Annotated in this window: 16 protein-coding genes, 1 pseudogene and 1 riboswitch; of the genes and pseudogenes, 5 read left to right on the forward strand and 12 right to left on the reverse strand. The window is 59.6% G+C overall.

The window, feature by feature from the left end; genetic code table 11:
• Positions 1–3 precede the first annotated feature (3 nt).
• Positions 4–615 (reverse strand): cob(I)yrinic acid a,c-diamide adenosyltransferase, encoded by a 612-nt coding sequence (gene cobO / locus BLT55_RS14165; protein ID WP_055000998.1) that lies wholly within the window; start codon positions 613–615, stop codon positions 4–6.
• A gap of 91 nt (positions 616–706) precedes the next feature.
• A riboswitch (cobalamin riboswitch) is annotated at positions 707–920 on the reverse strand.
• A 122-nt stretch (positions 921–1,042) separates the two neighbouring features.
• Here cobO and BLT55_RS14170 point away from each other — a divergent pair.
• The gene (locus BLT55_RS14170; protein WP_054999434.1) at positions 1,043–2,371 is read left to right on the forward strand and encodes a PQQ-dependent sugar dehydrogenase; all 1,329 of its coding nucleotides are present in this window, start codon (positions 1,043–1,045) and stop codon (positions 2,369–2,371) included.
• Positions 2,372–2,861: 490 nt separating this feature from the next.
• Here the strand turns inward: BLT55_RS14170 and BLT55_RS14180 are convergent, their stop codons facing one another.
• The 6 genes and pseudogenes from BLT55_RS14180 to BLT55_RS14205 all read right to left on the reverse strand — a co-directional run bounded on the left by BLT55_RS14180 (position 2,862) and on the right by BLT55_RS14205 (position 8,619).
• Positions 2,862–3,407 (reverse strand): C40 family peptidase, encoded by a 546-nt coding sequence (locus BLT55_RS14180; protein WP_007251485.1) that lies wholly within the window; start codon positions 3,405–3,407, stop codon positions 2,862–2,864.
• Between the two features lie 94 nt (positions 3,408–3,501).
• A pseudogene (locus BLT55_RS14185) lies at positions 3,502–4,226 on the reverse strand (C40 family peptidase).
• 506 nt (positions 4,227–4,732) lie between these two features.
• The gene (locus BLT55_RS14190) at positions 4,733–5,497 is read right to left on the reverse strand and encodes an NAD-dependent deacylase (protein ID WP_055001396.1); all 765 of its coding nucleotides are present in this window, start codon (positions 5,495–5,497) and stop codon (positions 4,733–4,735) included.
• Entirely contained in the window at positions 5,491–6,195 is a 705-nt protein-coding gene (hda, locus tag BLT55_RS14195) for a DnaA regulatory inactivator Hda (protein ID WP_007251488.1), read from the reverse strand. Before hda ends, BLT55_RS14190 begins: the two co-directional genes overlap by 7 nt.
• Positions 6,196–6,429: 234 nt before the next feature.
• Positions 6,430–7,503, reverse strand: coding sequence for an AI-2E family transporter (locus tag BLT55_RS14200; protein WP_054079653.1), 1,074 nt, complete (start codon positions 7,501–7,503; stop codon positions 6,430–6,432).
• A gap of 39 nt (positions 7,504–7,542) precedes the next feature.
• On the reverse strand, positions 7,543–8,619 hold the full coding sequence (locus BLT55_RS14205; protein WP_055001424.1) for a DUF2066 domain-containing protein: 1,077 nt from the start codon (positions 8,617–8,619) through the stop codon (positions 7,543–7,545).
• A 339-nt stretch (positions 8,620–8,958) separates the two neighbouring features.
• On the opposite strand from BLT55_RS14205, the gene purM reads away from it, so the two are divergent.
• The 4 genes from purM to BLT55_RS14230 all read left to right on the forward strand — a co-directional run bounded on the left by purM (position 8,959) and on the right by BLT55_RS14230 (position 12,014).
• Entirely contained in the window at positions 8,959–10,017 is a 1,059-nt protein-coding gene (gene purM, locus BLT55_RS14215; RefSeq protein ID WP_055001397.1) for a phosphoribosylformylglycinamidine cyclo-ligase, read from the forward strand.
• Positions 10,017–10,667, forward strand: coding sequence for a phosphoribosylglycinamide formyltransferase (purN, locus tag BLT55_RS14220; RefSeq protein WP_055001398.1), 651 nt, complete (start codon positions 10,017–10,019; stop codon positions 10,665–10,667). Before purM ends, purN begins: the two co-directional genes overlap by 1 nt.
• A gap of 8 nt (positions 10,668–10,675) precedes the next feature.
• Entirely contained in the window at positions 10,676–11,389 is a 714-nt protein-coding gene (locus BLT55_RS14225) for a DUF3108 domain-containing protein (protein ID WP_024646802.1), read from the forward strand.
• A gap of 445 nt (positions 11,390–11,834) precedes the next feature.
• Positions 11,835–12,014, forward strand: coding sequence for a hypothetical protein (locus BLT55_RS14230; protein WP_007251494.1), 180 nt, complete (start codon positions 11,835–11,837; stop codon positions 12,012–12,014).
• Between the two features lie 95 nt (positions 12,015–12,109).
• Here the strand turns inward: BLT55_RS14230 and BLT55_RS14235 are convergent, their stop codons facing one another.
• From BLT55_RS14235 to cysM, 5 genes are all read right to left on the reverse strand, one after another.
• Positions 12,110–12,649, reverse strand: a complete 540-nt coding sequence (locus tag BLT55_RS14235) for a DUF2058 domain-containing protein (RefSeq protein WP_055001399.1) — start codon at positions 12,647–12,649, stop codon at positions 12,110–12,112.
• A gap of 30 nt (positions 12,650–12,679) precedes the next feature.
• Positions 12,680–13,513 (reverse strand): nucleoside triphosphate pyrophosphohydrolase, encoded by an 834-nt coding sequence (gene mazG, locus BLT55_RS14240; RefSeq protein WP_007251496.1) that lies wholly within the window; start codon positions 13,511–13,513, stop codon positions 12,680–12,682.
• Between the two features lie 132 nt (positions 13,514–13,645).
• Positions 13,646–15,889, reverse strand: a complete 2,244-nt coding sequence (gene relA, locus BLT55_RS14245; protein WP_055001400.1) for a GTP diphosphokinase — start codon at positions 15,887–15,889, stop codon at positions 13,646–13,648.
• Between the two features lie 157 nt (positions 15,890–16,046).
• Positions 16,047–17,402: a 23S rRNA (uracil(1939)-C(5))-methyltransferase RlmD gene (rlmD, locus tag BLT55_RS14250; RefSeq protein ID WP_055001401.1), complete on the reverse strand. Its 1,356-nt coding sequence runs from the start codon at positions 17,400–17,402 to the stop codon at positions 16,047–16,049.
• Positions 17,402–18,304 carry a cysteine synthase CysM gene (cysM, locus tag BLT55_RS14255; protein WP_055001402.1) on the reverse strand — a complete coding sequence of 301 codons (903 nt, stop codon included), beginning with the start codon at positions 18,302–18,304 and terminating at the stop codon, positions 17,402–17,404. The genes rlmD and cysM overlap by 1 nt, the downstream gene beginning before the upstream one ends.
• Positions 18,305–18,332 lie beyond the last annotated feature (28 nt).

Raw genomic sequence — 18,332 nt, forward strand, 5'->3', positions numbered from 1 at the left:
GACTCACAGCTCGATACCTTTTTGCGCGCGGATACCGGACTGGAACGCATGCTTGACCACGCCGATCTCTGAAACAGTGTCGGCCAGGTCGATCAGTTCAGGCTTGGCACCACGGCCGGTGACCAACACGTGTTGCATCGGCGGACGTGCCTGCAAGTCGGTCAACACCTGTTCCAGGTCGAGGTAGCCATGCTTGAGGGCGATGTTCAATTCGTCGAGCACCACCAGACCGATGCTCGGGTCGCGGAGCATTTCCTGCGACACGGTCCAGGCGGCTTCGGCGGCGGCGATGTCGCGCTGGCGGTCCTGGGTCTCCCAGGTGAAGCCCTCGCCCATCACGTGATAACGCACTTGCTCGGGGAAGCGCCGAAAGAACATTTCTTCCCCGGTGCTGTTGCGGCCTTTGATGAACTGCACCACACCGCACTGCATGTCGTGACCCATGGCCCTGGCGAGCATGCCGAAAGCGGAGCTGCTCTTGCCTTTGCCGTTGCCGGTCAAGACCAGCAGCAGGCCGCACTCGTTGGGCGAACTGGCAATGCGCTCGTCCATCACGGCCTTTTTGCGCTGCATGCGCGCCAGATGACGTTCGTCGCGTTCGGGGGATTCGTTCATGTCGGCTCTCCGCTCGGGGCAGGCGAAAGCACACGGAAGGACAGCACTGGACAGCACGGCAACGGCCTGCACAGAACATCACCCTCTGTGATGCCATTGACTGATTCAGGCCGGTCTCCGGGCTCATGAGCGGGTTACCCCGGCTGTGCGCCTTCCCGTGTCGAAACACAGTGGCACGATGCACAGCCTTGACTCATTTACCGTTGCGGGGGCAGCGCCGGGATCGGATCGGTCGATCCACACCGGCTTCCCTGTTTCACTCTGCCAATCGAGGATTGCAGAGCACCTGAAACAAGCCGCGAAGGGTAGAGGGTTGGGCCGGGAGCGTCAATCGACAGCGCAGGCGTTATGGAACGCGATTGAACCTCGGCGGATCAGCACGCCTCTATCAGTTACAGGACTACGCCTTTGTTTATGGAGATCCAACATGTTCAAACTCAGACCCCACTACGCAGTGCTGCTTCTGGTTGCCGGCGGCCTTGCAGCCTGTGGCGAGTCGTCCAGACTGCAAGTCTCGGACGGAACAGGCCCCTCGCCCCACCTGCCGGAGCCCAACAAGACGTTGATCCCGACCGTCAATATCGCGCCTGCCATCGGCTGGGAAAAAGGCGCCAGACCGGTGGCCGCACCTGGCACCCAAGTGGCTGCCTTCGCTGAAGGCCTGGACCATCCGCGCTGGCTGTACGTGCTGCCCAACGGCGATGTGCTGGTGGCGGAAACCAACTCGCCCGCCAAGCCGGATGACTCCAAGGGCATTCGCGGCTGGGTCATGGAAAAAGTCATGGGCCGAGCGGGCGCTGGCGTACCAAGCGCCAACCGCATTACGTTGCTGCGCGATGTCGACAAGGACGGCGTCGCGGAAACCCGCACCGTGTTCCTGCAGAACCTCAATTCGCCGTTCGGCATGACCCTGGTGGGCAACAAGCTGTATGTCGCTGATACCGACCGCCTGATCAGCTTCCCGTATGAAGCGGGCCAGACGTCGATCAGCGCACAGCCCACCAAAGTGGTCGACCTGCCGGGCGGCACGCTCAATCACCACTGGACCAAGAACGTCATCGCCAGCAAGGACGGCAGCAAGCTGTACGTGACCGTCGGCTCGAACAGCAACGTGGCCGAGAACGGCATGGACAAGGAAGAAGGTCGCGCAGCGATCTGGGAAGTGGACGCCGCCACCGGCAAGCACCGCATCTTCGCGTCGGGCCTGCGCAACCCCAACGGCATGGATTGGGAGCCAAAAACCGGCAAGCTGTGGACGGCCGTCAACGAACGCGACGAGATCGGTAGCGATCTGGTGCCTGACTACGTAACGTCGGTGCAGGATGGCGCTTTCTATGGCTGGCCTTACAGCTATTACGGCCAGCATGTCGACCAGCGTGTGACACCGCAAAACCCGGAACTGGTCGCCAAGGCAATCGCCCCGGATTATGCCGTCGGCCCGCACACGGCCTCACTGGGCCTGGTGTTCGCGGATGGCAAAACATTGGCCGCGCTGTTCAACGAAGGTCTGTTCGTCGGCCAGCACGGCTCATGGAACCGCAAACCGCACAGCGGCTATAAAGTGGTGTTCATCCCGTTCAGCGGTGGCAAACCCAACGGTGCGCCCGTCGACGTGCTGACCGGCTTTCTCAACAAAGACGAAAAAACCATGGGCCGCCCGGTCGGTGTGGTCAACGATCAGCATGGCGGCTTGCTGGTGGCGGATGACGTCGGCAACAAGATCTGGCGCGTGACATCGGCCAAGGCTGCGCAATAACGCCTCAGCGCTCTTCGGTCACACAAGTCTTGATTATCGTGCCTGCGCTCTGCGTAGGCATGCCGTTCTGGACGCTCTGCGTCCGACCTTGAGTGTGCGTCACACAGCGGTTCTGCGATATCAGTGCTGTTTGCTTACGGCTCAAGTCACCTTTTCGCCCCTCGGCGACCTACTTTGATGGGGCCAAAGTAGGCAAAACCCCTTGCTCCGTTTCCGGCCCGACTTCGTCGGGTTCCTTCGCCCTGACACTGATCCGGGGGCAGCTGCAATGGGCCATCCTTGGCCCGGTGCAGCTTGCTCGGCGTCCTGCCTCGCATCCCCCGGATCAGTGTCAGGGCTCAGCCGTCACTTACGTCGCACTCTGCGTCGTCAGTGCCATTGCGATAAAAAAGCGCTTTCTTTCAACTATCGTGCGACGCTCTGCGTCGGCATGCCGTACTGGACGCTCCGCGTCCGATCTTGAGCAGGACCAAGCTGGTCAGCGGGGGCGCTAAGGCCGAATCTGCGCCAGGCTCGCAGGCTGGATCACGCGCTTGGCGTTGAGGTAGGCGCGCTGCCAGTAAGGCTTGTCGAGGCTGTCGAGCTTGACCGTGCCACCGGTGGCCGGCGCATGCACAAAGCGGCCTTCGCCGACATAGATTCCCGCGTGAGACACCTGCGAACCACCCGAGGTGGCGAAGAACACCAGATCACCTGACTGCAACTGCTCACGACGAATATTCGGTGCGCCCATCACGATCATTTCGCGGGTAGAACGGGGCAGGGAAATGCCCGCCGCATCACGATAGACGTAACCTATAAGACCGCTGCAATCAAAACCCGAGTCAGGCGTGTTGCCGCCCCAGCGGTAAGGCGTGCCGACCAGGCCCAGCGCACGGAAAAGTACGTCTTCGGCAGCCGGCGAGAGAATCTGCGGGGGAGCGGTTACCACCGGACGCTGAACGATCCGGGGCGCATGGGGCGGTGGCGGCGCGCTGGCACAAGCACCCAACAGTGCGACAACAGAGATGACCATCAGGCGTAACGCAATCGACATAACCACAACAACCTGATCTGGATGCGGCTTACGCTGCCGAGAAGCTCAAAAACGCAGAAAGACCCGAAGGTCTTGGTCTGCGCGTTCTATTGGGTTATTTACGCTGCTTTAGCGCGGTCTTGACTGTAGTCGATGTCATCGCCGTTGTCTGCGTGGCAACCGGTGTAGATTTTACAGCGACTGTGCCCGGCACCATCGCCAAAGGCCGTTTGGCCTCGATGAAGGTCCTGCTCCAGTAGGCGTCATCGAGGCTGTCGATGCGCACCCCGCCACTGCGGCGACTGCTGGAGTGAATGAACTGCTGGTTACCGGCGTAAATTGCCGCGTGGCTTACCACGCTGCTCTTGCCACGAGTGCTGAAGAACAGCAGATCGCCAGGCTTGAGGTTGTTGCGTGAAACCAGCGGAGCGTCGACGTTGATCATTTCGCGCGTGGAGCGCGGCAGGCTCATGCCGGCCTCTTCACGGAACAGGTAACGATGAAACCGCTGCAATCGAAGCCTGACGACGTGGACGTGCCGCCGAACTTGTAGCGAGTACCGATCAGTGACTTGCCACGTTCGAGGATGCTGTCGGCCAGAACCGGCAGTTTGTAGGATTTGTTATCAGCGAACTGGGCCAGCTCATCTTCAGTGGCCATCTCGTCCTGCAGAGCTGCGGCATCGGCGCGGCGGGCTGCGGACTGTGCGGTGACCGTGTTCTGATAACGCGGAACCGGCTGGGCCTGTTCTTGCTGTGCAACCGGCATATTGGCCGAGCAACCGAACAGAAAGGTGACGAGTGCGAGGGGCACGAGGGGTGCGAAGCGAACAACTTGCATGGGCACAACCGTGGCTGACTGTTAAACTGTTAAACTGTTAAACTGTTAAACTGTTAAACTGTTAAACTGTTAAACTGTTAAACTGTTAAACTGTTAAACTGTTAAACTGTTAAACTGTTAAACTGTTAAACTGTTAAACTGTTAAACTGTTAAACTGTTAAACTGTTAAACTGTTAAACTGTTAAACTGTTAAACTGTTAAACTGTTAAACTGTTAAACTGTTAAACTGTTAAACTGTTAAACTGTTAAACTGTTAAACTGTTAAACTGTTAAACTGTTAAACTGTTAAACTGTTAAACTGTTAAACTGTTAAACTGTTAAACTGTTAAACTGTTAAACTGTTAAACTGTTAAACTGTTAAACTGTTAAACTGTTAAACTGTTAAACTGTTAAACTGTTAAACTGTTAAACTGTTAAACTGTTAAACTGTTAAACTGTTAAACTGTTAAACTGTTAAGAAGTCGAGACTATGCCCGCAATGAAAGCGATTTGCAAATTCAATCGAACTAGATGTGACTTATGAGATCGGCCATGACATGTGCCGCGCGGCACTGCAGAAAAACGTCCATCTGCGCACTGTGGTCAGTTGGCTGCGGGTTGATTTCTGCGGTGAACCCCCCGGAAACGCGGGTGCGAATGACCGGTTCATGGATATAAGGGAAGCTGGCGGTGGTGCCGATACTCAGCACTGCGTCATAGCCTATAGCCAGCTGTTCATACAGTGTTTCCAGGGCCCTTTCAGGAAGCATTTCCTGAAAAAGAACGACGGGCGATCGCAAAACGCCACTACATACCCGGCATAACGGCGGCAATGGACGCTGCAAGTGCTCGCTGAGCTGCGGATCTTGCGCACCACAGGACTGGCAGAACAGCGGCGCAAGTTGCCCGTGGATCTCGATCAGACGCTCGGGCGGACTGCCCGCCGCGCGATGATAGCCATCGACATTCTGGGTCAGCACCCAGCACTCGGGTTTGAGGCGTTGCAACTGGGCAATTGCGTAGTGCGCAACGTTCGGCTCGCCGCCCAGGCAGGCCTTGCCCAGCTCGGCAATGTATTTCCAGCACAGCTCAGGATCGCGGCGCAGCATCGGCCCGGACAGAGCAACTTCGATAGGCAGCCCGTCATCGGTCTTGCCATTATAGAGCCCGCCCACGCCGCGATAGGTGGGTAACCCGGAGTCTGCGGACAGGCCTGCCCCGGTAATCACCAGAATCCGCTGTGCATGACGTAACGCTGCGGCGGTTTGCAGAACCAGCGCCTGATCTACCACCCAAGCGTCTCTTTAAGGAAGGGAATGGTCAGCTTGCGTTTTTCCTGGAGCGAGGCTTGATCGAGGCGCTCTAGCAGTTCGAACAACGCGCTCATGCTGCGCGTACCGCGCGTCAGGATGAAATGGCCTACATCATCGGTCAGGTGCAGGCCACGCCGTGAAGCACGCAATTGCAGCGCACGCAGCTTGTCCTCGTCGGACAGCCCGCGCATCTGGAACACCAGCGCCATGGTCAGTCGGGATTTGAGGTCAGGCAGTTTGACCGGCAGTTCGCGGGGCGACTTGGACGCTGCGATCAGCAGGCGACGGCCGCTGTCACGCAGGCGGTTGAAAAGGTGAAACAGGGCCTCTTCCCAGTCCGGCTTGCCGACCACGGCCTGAAGGTCGTCGAGACAGACCAGCTCGTACTGCTCCAGGTGGTCGAACAGCTCGATACCTTCATCGATGACTTCGGCCAGCGGCAGGTAAACCGCCGGTTCGCCCATCTGCTCGAAACGCAGGCAAGCAGCCTGCAGCAGGTGCGTGCGCCCTACTCCGTCCTTGCCCCACAGGTAAATGAGGCTTTCCGTCCATCCGGCGTCGGCTTCGCACAGCCGCTCGACATAGCCGAGTGCAGCGGCGTTGGCGCCTGGATAGTAATTGACGAAAGTGGCGTCATCACGCAGACGCACACTCAGGGGCAGCTGAATCGGTTTCATGCTGACTAACGGCTCATGCAAACCGTCAAGGGCCTCTGTGTAAAGTGCACGAAGTTTATACCCGTGAGGCGGGTCGCACAATGCGACAGACCTCAAGCAAAATCAAAGGTTTGCGTCAGGACAGGTAAAGCGCGGACGGAGCAAGCCGGTTTGGCGCAGTGCATGCGCCCTTCCGGCGGACCTCCACACGGGGCTGTGCAGAGGCCTTTTGACGTGAAGCAACCGCTTGAATGGTTACAACTCAGGATCTTCCGCACCGGCGTAGATTTCCGAGTCTTTGTAGACGTCGTGCATATGGCGCACCAGCACCATGATCACCGCTGCCACCGGCAGGGCCAGCAGAATGCCGGTGAAACCGAACAGCTCACCACCGGCCAGGATCGCAAAGATCACCGCCACCGGGTGCAGACCGATGCGGTCGCCCACCAGCAGCGGCGTCAGCACCATGCCTTCAAGGGCCTGGCCGATCATGAACACCGCGACAATGCCCATCATCGGGTACAGATCACCGCCGAACTGGAACAAGCCGGCCACCAGCGCCGAACCAATGCCGATCACAAAGCCCATATAAGGCACGATGGCCGCCAGACCGGCGATCACCCCGATCAACAACCCCAGCTCCAGGCCGACCAGCATCAGACCGGCTGCGTAGATCACTCCAAGACCGACCATGACCAGCAACTGCCCGCGAATGAACGCGCCCAGCACCTCATGGCATTCGCCTGCGAGTTTGACGATCTGCCCTTCACGCTGACGCGGCAGCAGCCCGCGGATCTTGCCGGTCATGATGTCCCAGTCACGCAACAGGTAGAAACACACCACCGGGATCAGAACCAGATTGGTCAGCCAGCCGATCAGCGCCAGGCTCGACGCCGTGGCCTGAGACAGGACGACAGAAACGATGTCCCCGGCCTGCCCCATGTGCTCGGAAATAGCGGCCTTGATCTTATCGAATTTCCAGAAGCCGTCCGCCAGACCGAACTTGGCCTGCACCCACGGCAGGGCCGAGTGCTGCAACCAGTCGAGAATCTGCGGTGCCAACTCGTACAGACGGAACAGCTGCTTGGCGAGCATGGGCACCAGCACCAGCAGCAAGGCCATCAATATCAGGGTGAACAGGCCGAACACCGCCACCACACTCAGGGTTCTGGACAACCCGGCACGCTCCAAACGATCGACCAGCGGATCGCCCATGTACGCCAGCAGCAACGCCACCAGAAAAGGAGTGAGGATCGTGTGCAGCAGCACCACGAAAGCGACCAGCAAGGCCAGCCCGCCAATCCAGAACCAACGCCGCGTATCAGTCATCAACATCCCTCAACCCAATGAAAAAGCATTCTTGCCGGGTTACCAGCGGAAATACAGTTGTGGCGCTGCGGCCGGAACAATCATCGGTGCCGGTGCCGGTGCCGGTGCCGGTGCCGAGGCATCGACAGGCGCGACGGCTGGCGCAGTTGCAGCCGTTGCTTCAGCGGCAGGCACTTCCTGCAATCTGGCCAGCGCCATCTGCGAGCGTAGCTGATCGGCGCTGCCACTGACGTCGAAGACCACCCGATCACCCTGTACAGAGCTCAGACGCACGCCGAACGGTTCGAGTAACTGCAGCAACTGCGCATATCGCTCCAGCGTCATGCCTTGCACCTGCACCAGCATGCCGGTCGAAGCACCCGGCTTGGCGACGAAGCGCGGCGCCAGGCGCTCGCTGACTGACAGCAGTACTGCATCGGCCAGCGCTTCGGAGGTTGCCCCGGTCGCGGCGCCCTGCTCACGCTGGTCGCCCAGCCACAGGCGCCATTTACCCTGCCACTGGCCGGCGTCTTCTCTGGCGTGCACGGCGAGAATCGCGTCAGCGCCGTAGCGTTCGGACGCCGTCTTGAGCGGCGCAGGATCAGTGCCTTCAAGGGTCTTGGCGTTACCAATGCTTTGTTCGCTCAGGTCCGCCAGCGGCAGGCGCAAGGGCAGACCACGATGCTGCGCAGCACGTCGCAAGGGTTCGGCGGCTGCCTGACCGTCGCCGACCAGATTGACGCCTTCGACCGAGTCATTTAGCCACCAGCCGAGAATCGACGGACGATTGCTGCCCCAGATCGACAGCCCGGCGTCGCGCAACGCACGCTCGGTGGTCGCCGGATCGAAGTCCACCAGCAGGGTTTCCGGCGGACCGGCCTCATAGCCATACTGGCTGATGATTTGCTGCGGGTCTTTGCGCAACGCGGCAATCGCCGAACCCTGCGCAGCCTTGGCATCGCCGGTCAGGCGCAGCACCAGCGTTTCGACGGCGGCCTGGGTCGCGCGGGTGCGCTCATCGGGCGACTGGCCGCTGACGGGCTCGCGCACCTGGTAAAGATTGCTCACCGTTTCGGCAAGACCGGGAAGGCTGACCAGGGACAGACAGCCGACGAGAAGGATTCTGGAAAAACGCATGGACAGTTCCCGAACGGAAAAAATAAAAAGAAGCAGCTTCAGGAGGTGCACAGACTGGGACAGCCGTGAGCCGCCAATCATTCAATTTCGGCATAAAGTACACCTTAACCGTCTGGAATCGCACTGATCGTGCACCTCAGGTCAGGTTTATTTAGCCCGACGCCGTCCTGTTGTCGGCGCAAGGATGGCCCCTGAGGAGCAAGCCTGATAAAATCGCGCGCCTTCGCAGACCGGCAATCGCCAAGGCCCAACCTTAACATCGCCTTACAGCGCGGTGCTGAACGGGTCCTAACGCAGCGGTCGATACCTCCGAATCCCCCCTAAAGGCCTGGATTTTCTATGAGCAAGCAACCTTCCCTGAGCTATAAAGACGCCGGTGTAGACATCGACGCCGGTGAAGCATTGGTCGAACGCATCAAGAGCGTCGCCAAGCGCACCAAGCGTCCGGAAGTCATGGGCGGCCTGGGAGGCTTCGGCGCCCTCTGCGAAATCCCGGCTGGCTACAAGCAACCGGTGCTGGTCTCAGGCACCGACGGTGTTGGCACCAAGCTGCGTCTGGCCCTGAACCTGAACAAGCACGACAGCATCGGCATCGACCTGGTCGCCATGTGCGTCAACGATCTGGTGGTGTGTGGCGCAGAGCCGCTGTTCTTCCTCGATTACTACGCCACCGGCAAGCTCAACGTCGACACCGCCACTCAGGTAGTTACCGGTATCGGCGCTGGCTGCGAACTGGCGGGCTGCTCGCTGGTGGGCGGCGAAACCGCTGAAATGCCGGGCATGTACGAAGGCGAAGACTACGACCTGGCAGGCTTCTGCGTCGGTGTTGTAGAGAAAGCCGAAATCATCGACGGTTCGAAAGTGGCTGCCGGTGATGCCCTGCTCGCCCTGCCATCGTCCGGCCCGCACTCCAACGGCTACTCGCTGATCCGCAAGATCATCGAAGTCGCGGGTGCCGACATCGAAAACATCCAGCTGGACGGCAAGCCGTTGACCGAGCTGCTGATGGCGCCGACGCGTATCTACGTCAAGCCGTTGCTCAAGCTAATCAAGGACACCGGCGCGGTCAAGGCCATGGCGCACATCACCGGCGGCGGCCTGCTGGACAACATCCCTCGCGTACTGCCGCAAGGCGCTCAGGCGGTGGTGGATGTGGCGAGCTGGCAGCGTCCGGCGGTGTTCGACTGGTTGCAGCAGCAGGGCAACGTCGACGAAAACGAAATGCACCGCGTGCTCAACTGCGGCGTCGGCATGGTCATTTGTGTCGCTCAGGAGCACGTCGAAACAGCTCTGAACGTTCTGCGTGAAGCCGGCGAGCAGCCATGGGTGATCGGCCAAATCGCGACCGCCGCCGAAGGTGCCGCACAGGTCGAGCTGAAAAACCTCAAGGCGCATTGATGCCAGCTATCTGCGATGTCGTGGTGCTGCTGTCCGGCACCGGCGGCAACCTGCAAGCGATGATCGACAGTTTCCAGGACGCGGCCAGCTCCGTCCGCATTCGCGCGGTGATTTCCAACCGCGAAGATGCCTTCGGTCTGCAACGCGCCCGGGACGCAGGCATCGATGCCTGCGTACTGGATCACACCGCCTACGAGGGCCGCGAGGCATTCGATGCGGCGCTGATCGAACTGATCGATACGTTCCAGCCGCAACTGGTGGTACTGGCCGGGTTCATGCGCATCCTCAGCGCCGGGTTCGTGCGCCACTATCAGGGTCGCCTGCTCAATATCCACCCTTCCCTGCTGCCGCGTTACAAAGGCTTGCACACCCACAAGCGGGTGCTGGAAGCCGGTGACGCCGAACACGGTTGCAGCGTGCATTTCGTCACCGAGGAACTCGATGGCGGCCCACTGGTCGTACAGGCAGTTATTTCGGTACAGTTGCACGACACGCCCGCAGCGCTCGCGCAACGGGTCCATGTCCAGGAGCATCATATTTATCCGCTGGCAATTCGCTGGTTCGCAGAAGGCCGATTGAGGCTTGGCGAACAAGGCGCTTTACTGGATGGCCAGCTACTCCCGGCCAGTGGCCACTTGATTCGAATCTAGGAGATATTATGCGTCGCGCTCTGCTCTTCGCTTTCGCTCTGCTCGCACTGCCTGCTGTACAGGCGGCAGACCTTCAACCTTTCTCCGCCAGCTACACCGCCGACTGGAAACAGCTGCCCATGAGCGGCACCGCTGAACGCAGCCTGGAAGCCGGGGCCAATGGCACCTGGACGCTGAATTTCAAAGCCTCGATGATGATCGCCAGCCTGACTGAAGTCAGCACGCTGAAAGTCGACAAGGATGCGCTGCTGCCTCAGACCTACAGCTTCGAGCGTAGTGGTCTGGGCAAGTCCAAGAAGGTCGATCTGGTGTTCGACTGGAACACCAAGTTCGTCACCGGGACCGACCGTGGCGATGCGATCAAGCTGCCGCTCAACCGTGGCATTCTCGACAAGTCCACTTACCAGCTGGCGTTGCAGCATGACGTAGCTGCGGGCAAGAAAAGCATGAGCTACCAGGTCGTCGACGGTGACGAGGTGGATACTTATGACTTCCGCGTGCTGGGCTCTGAAAAAGTGGAAACCAAGACCGGCCAGGTCGACGCCATCAAGGTCGAGCGCGTCCGCGACCCGACGCAAAGCAAGCGCACTACCGTGCTGTGGTTCGCCAAAGACTGGGATTACCTGCTGGTCCGCCTGCAACAGGTCGAAACCGACGGCAAGGAATACAACATCGTGCTGCTCGACGGCACCGTCAACGGCAAGGCCGTCAAAGGCAGCTGATTGCCCTGACAGCCTCCGTGGTACAAGAGCCCCGCTTTTCAGCGGGGCTTTTTATTGGCTGCGAGAATATGCCTACGCAGCGTCGCACGAAGTTTAAGTTATCGTTCCCTACGCTCCAGCGTGGGAATGCCGTTCTCGACGCTCCGCGTCGCAAAGAGGACGCAGAGCGTCCGGAACGGCATGACGACGCAGAGCGTCGCACGATAGTTGGGATTATCGTTCCCTACGCTCACAGCACATGAAAAATCCTTCACTTTGCCACCACGCCGCTGCAAGCCTCGCCATGCAAGGGCTGCAAGCGTTCGATCATTTTCTGAGCAACCGGGAACCTGAACAGGCTATTTACTTAGGTAGCTAACAACCTCTATAAAAGAGGCCTGCGACACATCGCCGCAGTATCCAGAGGCCTAACCATTCAGGCCATCAAAGTCAGGAGCTAACTACTATGACTGTCAGAGTTACTGAACGCGACGACGCCCACCTCTCCCACGAAGCTGTAGCCGACGGTATTCAGATCTGGGACGTGCATCAACAGGACCAGCTCGTCGGCATGTTCCATGTCAAATCCGATGCCCTTCGGTACAAGGAAGAGCTGGAAGCGCAGGAAAGCCAGGGCAACCACTGAGTACTGTCCCTGAACCAGAAACCCCCAGAACAAGAAACGACAAAACCCGCTGAATGCGGGTTTTGTCTTGTTGAACGGTTCAATGGGTCAGCGGATCACCACATCAGATCGTCAGGCACCTGATAGGCCGCATACGGATCATCAGCATCCGGCGCCTCGGTCGGGGTGTTGAGCAATACAACGCGGCGCGGATCGCGTTCCTGGATCTTCAGTGCCGCCTCACGCGGGATGATTTCGTAGCCGCCGCCGTGATGCACGATCGCCAGCGAGCCGCTGCTGAGCTTGTTGCGCACCATGGCGTTGACCGAGATCCGCTTGACCTTCTTGTCGTCAACGAAGTTGTAGTAATCCTCGGTGATCAGCTTGGGCAGACGCGACACTTCGATCAGTTGCTTGACCTGCGCGGCACGGGCTTTCTGCTCGACCTTTTCCTGCTGCTGACGATTGAGCTCCTGATCACGCTTGGCTTTTTCAGCCTGAGCCTCCTGAGCCGCACGTTTTTGCGAGTCGTCGGCCTGAGCCTGGCCCTTGTGCACCAGACGCTGCTCTTTCTGCTTTTCTTTGCCGACCTGCTTGGCCTGCTTTTGGTTGACCAGACCTGCCTTGAGCAACTGGTCGCGAAGGGAAAGGCTCATTGTCTACTCACTTATGCCGTTACCGCACCCTCAGCCGCAGCCGGGCGTGCTCTTTTCCTGACGTTTGGCTTCGCCCCACAACGCGTCCATGTCTTCGAGCGAGCACTCTTCGATAGGACGCTGGAGGTGGCGCAATGCCTGTTCAATGAATCGAAAGCGTCTGTCGAACTTGTTATTGGCCGAGCGTAACGCAGTTTCCGGATCAACTTTAAGATGCCGGGCCAGATTGACGACACTGAACAGCAAATCGCCGACTTCCTCAGCGATGCCCTCGGCGTCATTGTCGACCATGGCCTCAAGAATTTCATCGAGTTCTTCACGCACCTTGTCGATCACCGGCAACGCTGCAGGCCAGTCGAAGCCAACCTGGGAAGCACGCTTCTGCAGTTTGCTGGCCCGGCTCAGCGCAGGCAAGGCAGCCGGCACGTCGTCCAGCAGCGACAACTGTTCGGGCGCGCCGGACTTCTCGGCACGCTCTTGAGCCTTGATTTCGTCCCAACGCCGATTGACCTGCTCATCGGTCAGACGCGGCGTCTCCGGCGGCGCATACAGCTCGCCGGTCGGGAACACATGCGGATGGCGACGCAGCAACTTGCGGGTAATCCCGTCCACCACGCCGTCAAACTCGAAGCGCCCTTCCTCTTTGGCCAACTGGGCGTAAAAAACCACCTGAAACAACAGGTCGCCCAACTCACCCTGCAGTTGATCAAGATCGCCCTGCTCGATGGCATCCGCCACTTCATAGGCTTCTTCCAGCGTATGCGGCACGATGCTGGCATACGTCTGCTTCAAATCCCACGGGCAACCGAACTGCGGATCACGCAGCCGGGCCATGAGATGAAGCAGGTCTTCTACTGTGTACATGGGGCTTCCTTCGGTCGCAGCAGGTAGCTTCAAGCTTCAAGCTGCAAGCTGCAAGCTGCAAGCTGCAAGTCAAAGCGGGTTGCGGTGGCTTCTTGCTTGCAGCTTGCCGCTAGAAACTTGCAGCTGACCCTCTCAAGGCGTCCTGTTCCGGCGCGTTTCGATAATGTTCGGCAACTGCGATATCCGCCCCAGCAACCGCCCCAGCGCGTCTAGCCCCGGAATCTCGATGGTCAGGGACATCAGCGCGGTGTTGTCTTCCTTGTTCGAGCGGGTGTTGACCGCCAGTACGTTGATGCGCTCGTTGAGCAGCACCTGGGTGACGTCGCGCAGCAGGCCGGACCGGTCGTAGGCGCGGATGATGATGTCCACCGGATAGGTGAGCACCGGCACCGGGCCCCAGCTGACCTGGATGATCCGTTCGGGTTCGCGGCCGCCCAGTTGCAGCACCGAGGCGCAATCCTGGCGGTGGATGCTGACGCCACGGCCCTGAGTGATGTAACCGACAATCGCGTCACCCGGCAGCGGCTGGCAGCAGCCGGCCATTTGTGTCATCAGGTTGCCGACGCCCTGAATCTGGATATCACCGCGCTTGCCCGGCTTGTAGCCGGTGGCCTTGCGCGGGATCAGTTCCAGTTGTTCGTTGACCCGATCCGGCTCGACCTGCTGCTGAGCCAGGTTGACCAGTTGCGCCAGACGCAGATCGCCCGCGCCCAGGGCCGCGAACATGTCGTCGGCCGTCTTGTGGTTGGCTTTATCCGCCAGCTTGTCGAAATCGACCTGTGGCAGCGCAAGCCGCGCCAGTTCGCGCTCGATCAGGGTTCGACCGGCAGCAACGTTCTGGTCGCGCGCCTGCAACTTGAACCAGTGAACGATCTTGGCCCGCGCCCGCGAGGTGGTGATGTAACCCAGGTTCGAGTTCAGCCAGTCGCGGCTCGGCGTGCCGTGCTTGCTGGTGATGATCTCGACCTGCTCACCGGTTTGCAGGCTGTAGTTGAGCGGCACGATGCGGCCATTGATCTTCGCGCCACGGCAGTTATGGCCGATCTCGGTATGCACCCGATAGGCGAAGTCCAGCGGCGTCGCGCCTTTTGGCAGGTCGATGGCGTGGCCGTCGGGAGTGAAAACGTACACCCGGTCCGGCTCGATATCGACCCGCAGTTGATCGGCCAGACCACCGATATCGCCCAGCTCTTCATGCCATTCAAGAACCTGACGCAGCCAAGAAATCTTCTCTTCGTAATGATTGGAACCGGATTTGACGTCGGTGCCTTTGTAACGCCAGTGCGCGCAAACACCCAGTTCAGCCTCTTCGTGCATGGCGTGGGTGCGGATCTGCACTTCCAGCACCTTGCCTTCCGGCCCGATGACGGCAGTATGCAGCGAGCGATAGCCGTTTTCCTTGGGGTTGGCGATGTAGTCGTCGAACTCCTTGGGAATATGCCGCCACAAGGTATGCACGATGCCCAGCGCGGTGTAGCAATCGCGCATTTCCGGGACCAGCACGCGCAACGCACGCACGTCGTAGATCTGACTGAATGCCAGACCTTTGCGCTGCATTTTGCGCCAGATGGAATAGATGTGTTTGGCTCGGCCGCTGATGTCAGCGGTGACACCGGTGGCTTGCAGTTCGTTGTCGAGCTGCGACATGACCTCGCTGATGAAACGCTCGCGATCCAGCCTGCGCTCGTGCAACAGTTTGGCGATCTGCTTGTACTGGTCCGGCTCCAGGTAGCGGAAAGACAGGTCTTCCAGCTCCCATTTGATGTGGCCGATGCCCAGGCGGTGGGCCAGCGGCGCATAGATGTCGAAGACTTCCCGCGCCACCCGGTTACGCTTCTCGTCGTCGGCGTTCTTCACCGCACGAATCGCGCAGGTGCGCTCGGCCAGCTTGATCAACGCCACGCGCACGTCGTCGACCATCGCCACCAGCATCTTGCGCAGGTTTTCGACTTGCGCCTGGCTGCCCAGTACCAACGATTGTCGCGGGCTGAGGCTGGCACTGATCGCGGCCATGCGCAGCACGCCGTCGATCAGTTTGGCCACGGTCGAGCCGAAACGCTGCTCGACTTCCGGCAACGGAATGACGCCTTCACGCACACCGCGGTAAATCACCGCAGCGACCAGCGAATCCTGATCCAGCTTGAGGTCAGCGAGGATCTCGGCGATTTCCAGACCGGTCTGGAAACTGGAGGTGTCGTCTGCCCAGTGATTCTTGTGGGCCTTGTCGTTCTGCTCGGCTTGCCGGGCAAATTCACAGGCCTTTTTCATGACTTCCCGGTCCAGGACCAGGTCGACGCTGACAATATGATCGAGCCATGCGTCGAGATTGATACTGCCGTCTGTGTTTATCGGCTGGTTCGCTCTCACCTGTACCATGCTGCTTACCTTCCCTACGGCGCGATGAATAGCGCCATCAGTCGCCAGCCTTCTGAGCGAATGCCCCTTGCCGGGCAAGCAAGGACCGGCATTCGCGGGCCAGTCGGATTGAATGAGATTCCCTGTCAGCAGCCAGACTCTATCCAGTGAAAGCTGCTCACTTACTCATTTCGAATAAAGCCATCGCCTCGACATGCGCCGTTTGTGGAAACATATCGAGAATTCCGGCACGTTTTAATCGGTAGCCCTGTTTAACCAGTTCGACCGTGTCACGAGCCAAAGTTGCCGGGTTGCATGAAACATAAAGCAACCGTTGAGCGCCTGTTTTTCTGATCTGGCGCACCACTTCAAAGGCTCCGTCACGCGGTGGGTCCAAGAGTACCGCAGAAAACCCCTCTGCCGCCCAGTCGGCGTGTGTCAGCGGCTGGGAAAGATCCGCCTGAAAAAACCGCACATTGTGCAGATCATTACTCATTGCGTTTACCGCTGCACGTTCGACCATGGTCGCAACGCCTTCCACCGCCACCACCTCTTTTGCCAGACTCGCCAGCGGCAGGGCGAAGTTGCCCAGGCCGCAAAACAGGTCCATCACTCGTTCATCAGCCGCAGGTGCCAGCCAGTGCAGCGCCTGCTCGATCATCGCGGTATTGACCGCCGCGTTGACCTGAATGAAATCCCCCGGTCGCCATGCCAGTTGCAGGTTCCACGGTTCAAGCCGGTAACCCAGCGTATCGCCAGGGCTGGCCGGTTGTGGCTCACCTTCGCCGTGCAGCCAGAGCTGCGCGTCATGCGTTGAACAGAAGGCCTGCAAGGTTGCCAGGTCGGCATCGGCCAACGGCGCGGTATGGCGCAACAACACGGCGCTCGACGAGCCGCTGAACAATTCGACATGCCCCAGCACTTGCGGCTTGCTGAAACTTTTCAGCATCGTCGGCAACTGACGCATGATCGGTTGCAAGGCCTGTACCAGCACCGGACACTCATCGATGCTGACGATATCCTGACTGGCGGCGGCGCGGAATCCAACATCCAGCCGTTTGGCCTTGGCGTCCCAGCGCACCGCGACCCGCGCACGTCGGCGATAGGCCAGTTCGGCCCCGCTCAACGGCGCGGCCCACTCATCAGGCGTGACGCTCGCCACCCGCAACAATTGTTCGGCGAGCATGCGCTGTTTCAGGGCAAGCTGTTCTTCATGGGGCACGTGCTGAACACTGCACCCGCCACAACGCCCGAAATAATCGCAGGCCGGTGCGCGACGCATGTCGCTGGCGTTAAAGACACGTTCAGTGCGCGCCTCGACCACCTTGCCGCGCGCATTGAGCACCCGCGCTTCGACTTCCTCACCGGCCAGACTGCCAGCGACGAACCAGGTCTTGCCGTCCAGAAAAGCAATGCCGCGCCCGTCATCGGACAGCCGCTCGATGCTCAACCGCTGCTTTTTACCGGCAGGAATCTGCACGCTTTTGACGCCGCCGGTCGGCTGAAAGCGCAAACCTCTTTCATGCTTGGCCATCAGTTGGGCAAATCGTAAACGCCGGTCGACAGGTAGCGGTCGCCTCGGTCACAGATGATCGCCACAATCACGGCGTTTTCGACTTCCTGGGAAATGCGCAGCGCCCCGGCCACCGAACCACCGGAAGACACACCGCAGAAGATGCCTTCTTCACGGGCCAGGCGGCGCATGGTTTCTTCGGCTTCGGTCTGGCCCATGTCCATGATCCGGTCGACGCGATCTGACTGGTAGATTCTCGGCAGGTATTCAGTCGGCCAGCGGCGGATGCCTGGGATCGAAGCGCCTTCCATCGGTTGCAGACCGACAATCTGGACGTCGGGATTCTGCTCTTTCAGGTAGCGCGAGGTGCCCATGATGGTGCCGGTGGTGCCCATCGAACTGACGAAATGGGTGACGGTGCCGGCCGTCTGCTGCCAGATTTCCGGACCAGTGGACGTGTAATGCGCCTCGGGATTGTCGCCATTGGCAAATTGATCGAGCACTTTTCCACGTCCTTCGGCCTGCATGCGCTCGGCCAGATCACGAGCGCCCTCCATGCCTTCTTCCTTACTGACCAGAATCAGCTCGGCGCCGTAGGCCGTCATTGCTGCCTTGCGCTCGGCACTGGAGTTGTCCGGCATGATCAGAATCATGCGGTAACCCTTGATCGCGGCAGCCATGGCCAACGCGATGCCGGTGTTGCCAGACGTGGCCTCGATCAGCGTGTCACCCTGCTGAATCTGGCCGCGCAGCTCGGCACGGGTGATCATCGACATCGCCGGGCGGTCTTTTACCGAACCAGCCGGGTTGTTACCTTCGAGTTTCAACAGGAGGGTATTGCTGGTACTGCCCGCCATGCGTTGTAGGCGCACAAGCGGGGTGTTGCCGACGCAATCGGCAATGGTTGGATACTGCAGGGTCATGGCGTATTCGCGATCCGGTCTGCGGGGG

This window comes from Pseudomonas cannabina, assembly GCF_900100365.1.
In the GTDB taxonomy this organism is placed as follows: Bacteria; Pseudomonadota; Gammaproteobacteria; order Pseudomonadales; family Pseudomonadaceae; genus Aquipseudomonas; species Aquipseudomonas cannabina.

Excerpts from the sequence above, each read along its gene's own strand:
- cobO (WP_055000998.1), bottom strand. The coding sequence starts at position 615 with ATGAACGAATCCCCCGAACGCGACGAACGTCATCTGGCGCGCATGCAG.
- BLT55_RS14170 (WP_054999434.1), top strand. The coding sequence starts at position 1,043 with ATGTTCAAACTCAGACCCCACTACGCAGTGCTGCTTCTGGTTGCCGGC.
- BLT55_RS14180 (WP_007251485.1), bottom strand. The coding sequence starts at position 3,407 with ATGTCGATTGCGTTACGCCTGATGGTCATCTCTGTTGTCGCACTGTTG.
- hda (WP_007251488.1), bottom strand. The coding sequence starts at position 6,195 with ATGAAACCGATTCAGCTGCCCCTGAGTGTGCGTCTGCGTGATGACGCC.
- BLT55_RS14200 (WP_054079653.1), bottom strand. The coding sequence starts at position 7,503 with ATGACTGATACGCGGCGTTGGTTCTGGATTGGCGGGCTGGCCTTGCTG.
- BLT55_RS14205 (WP_055001424.1), bottom strand. The coding sequence starts at position 8,619 with ATGCGTTTTTCCAGAATCCTTCTCGTCGGCTGTCTGTCCCTGGTCAGC.
- purM (WP_055001397.1), top strand. The coding sequence starts at position 8,959 with ATGAGCAAGCAACCTTCCCTGAGCTATAAAGACGCCGGTGTAGACATC.
- purN (WP_055001398.1), top strand. The coding sequence starts at position 10,017 with ATGCCAGCTATCTGCGATGTCGTGGTGCTGCTGTCCGGCACCGGCGGC.
- BLT55_RS14225 (WP_024646802.1), top strand. The coding sequence starts at position 10,676 with ATGCGTCGCGCTCTGCTCTTCGCTTTCGCTCTGCTCGCACTGCCTGCT.
- BLT55_RS14230 (WP_007251494.1), top strand. The coding sequence starts at position 11,835 with ATGACTGTCAGAGTTACTGAACGCGACGACGCCCACCTCTCCCACGAA.
- BLT55_RS14235 (WP_055001399.1), bottom strand. The coding sequence starts at position 12,649 with ATGAGCCTTTCCCTTCGCGACCAGTTGCTCAAGGCAGGTCTGGTCAAC.
- mazG (WP_007251496.1), bottom strand. The coding sequence starts at position 13,513 with ATGTACACAGTAGAAGACCTGCTTCATCTCATGGCCCGGCTGCGTGAT.
- relA (WP_055001400.1), bottom strand. The coding sequence starts at position 15,889 with ATGGTACAGGTGAGAGCGAACCAGCCGATAAACACAGACGGCAGTATC.
- rlmD (WP_055001401.1), bottom strand. The coding sequence starts at position 17,402 with ATGGCCAAGCATGAAAGAGGTTTGCGCTTTCAGCCGACCGGCGGCGTC.
- cysM (WP_055001402.1), bottom strand. The coding sequence starts at position 18,304 with ATGACCCTGCAGTATCCAACCATTGCCGATTGCGTCGGCAACACCCCG.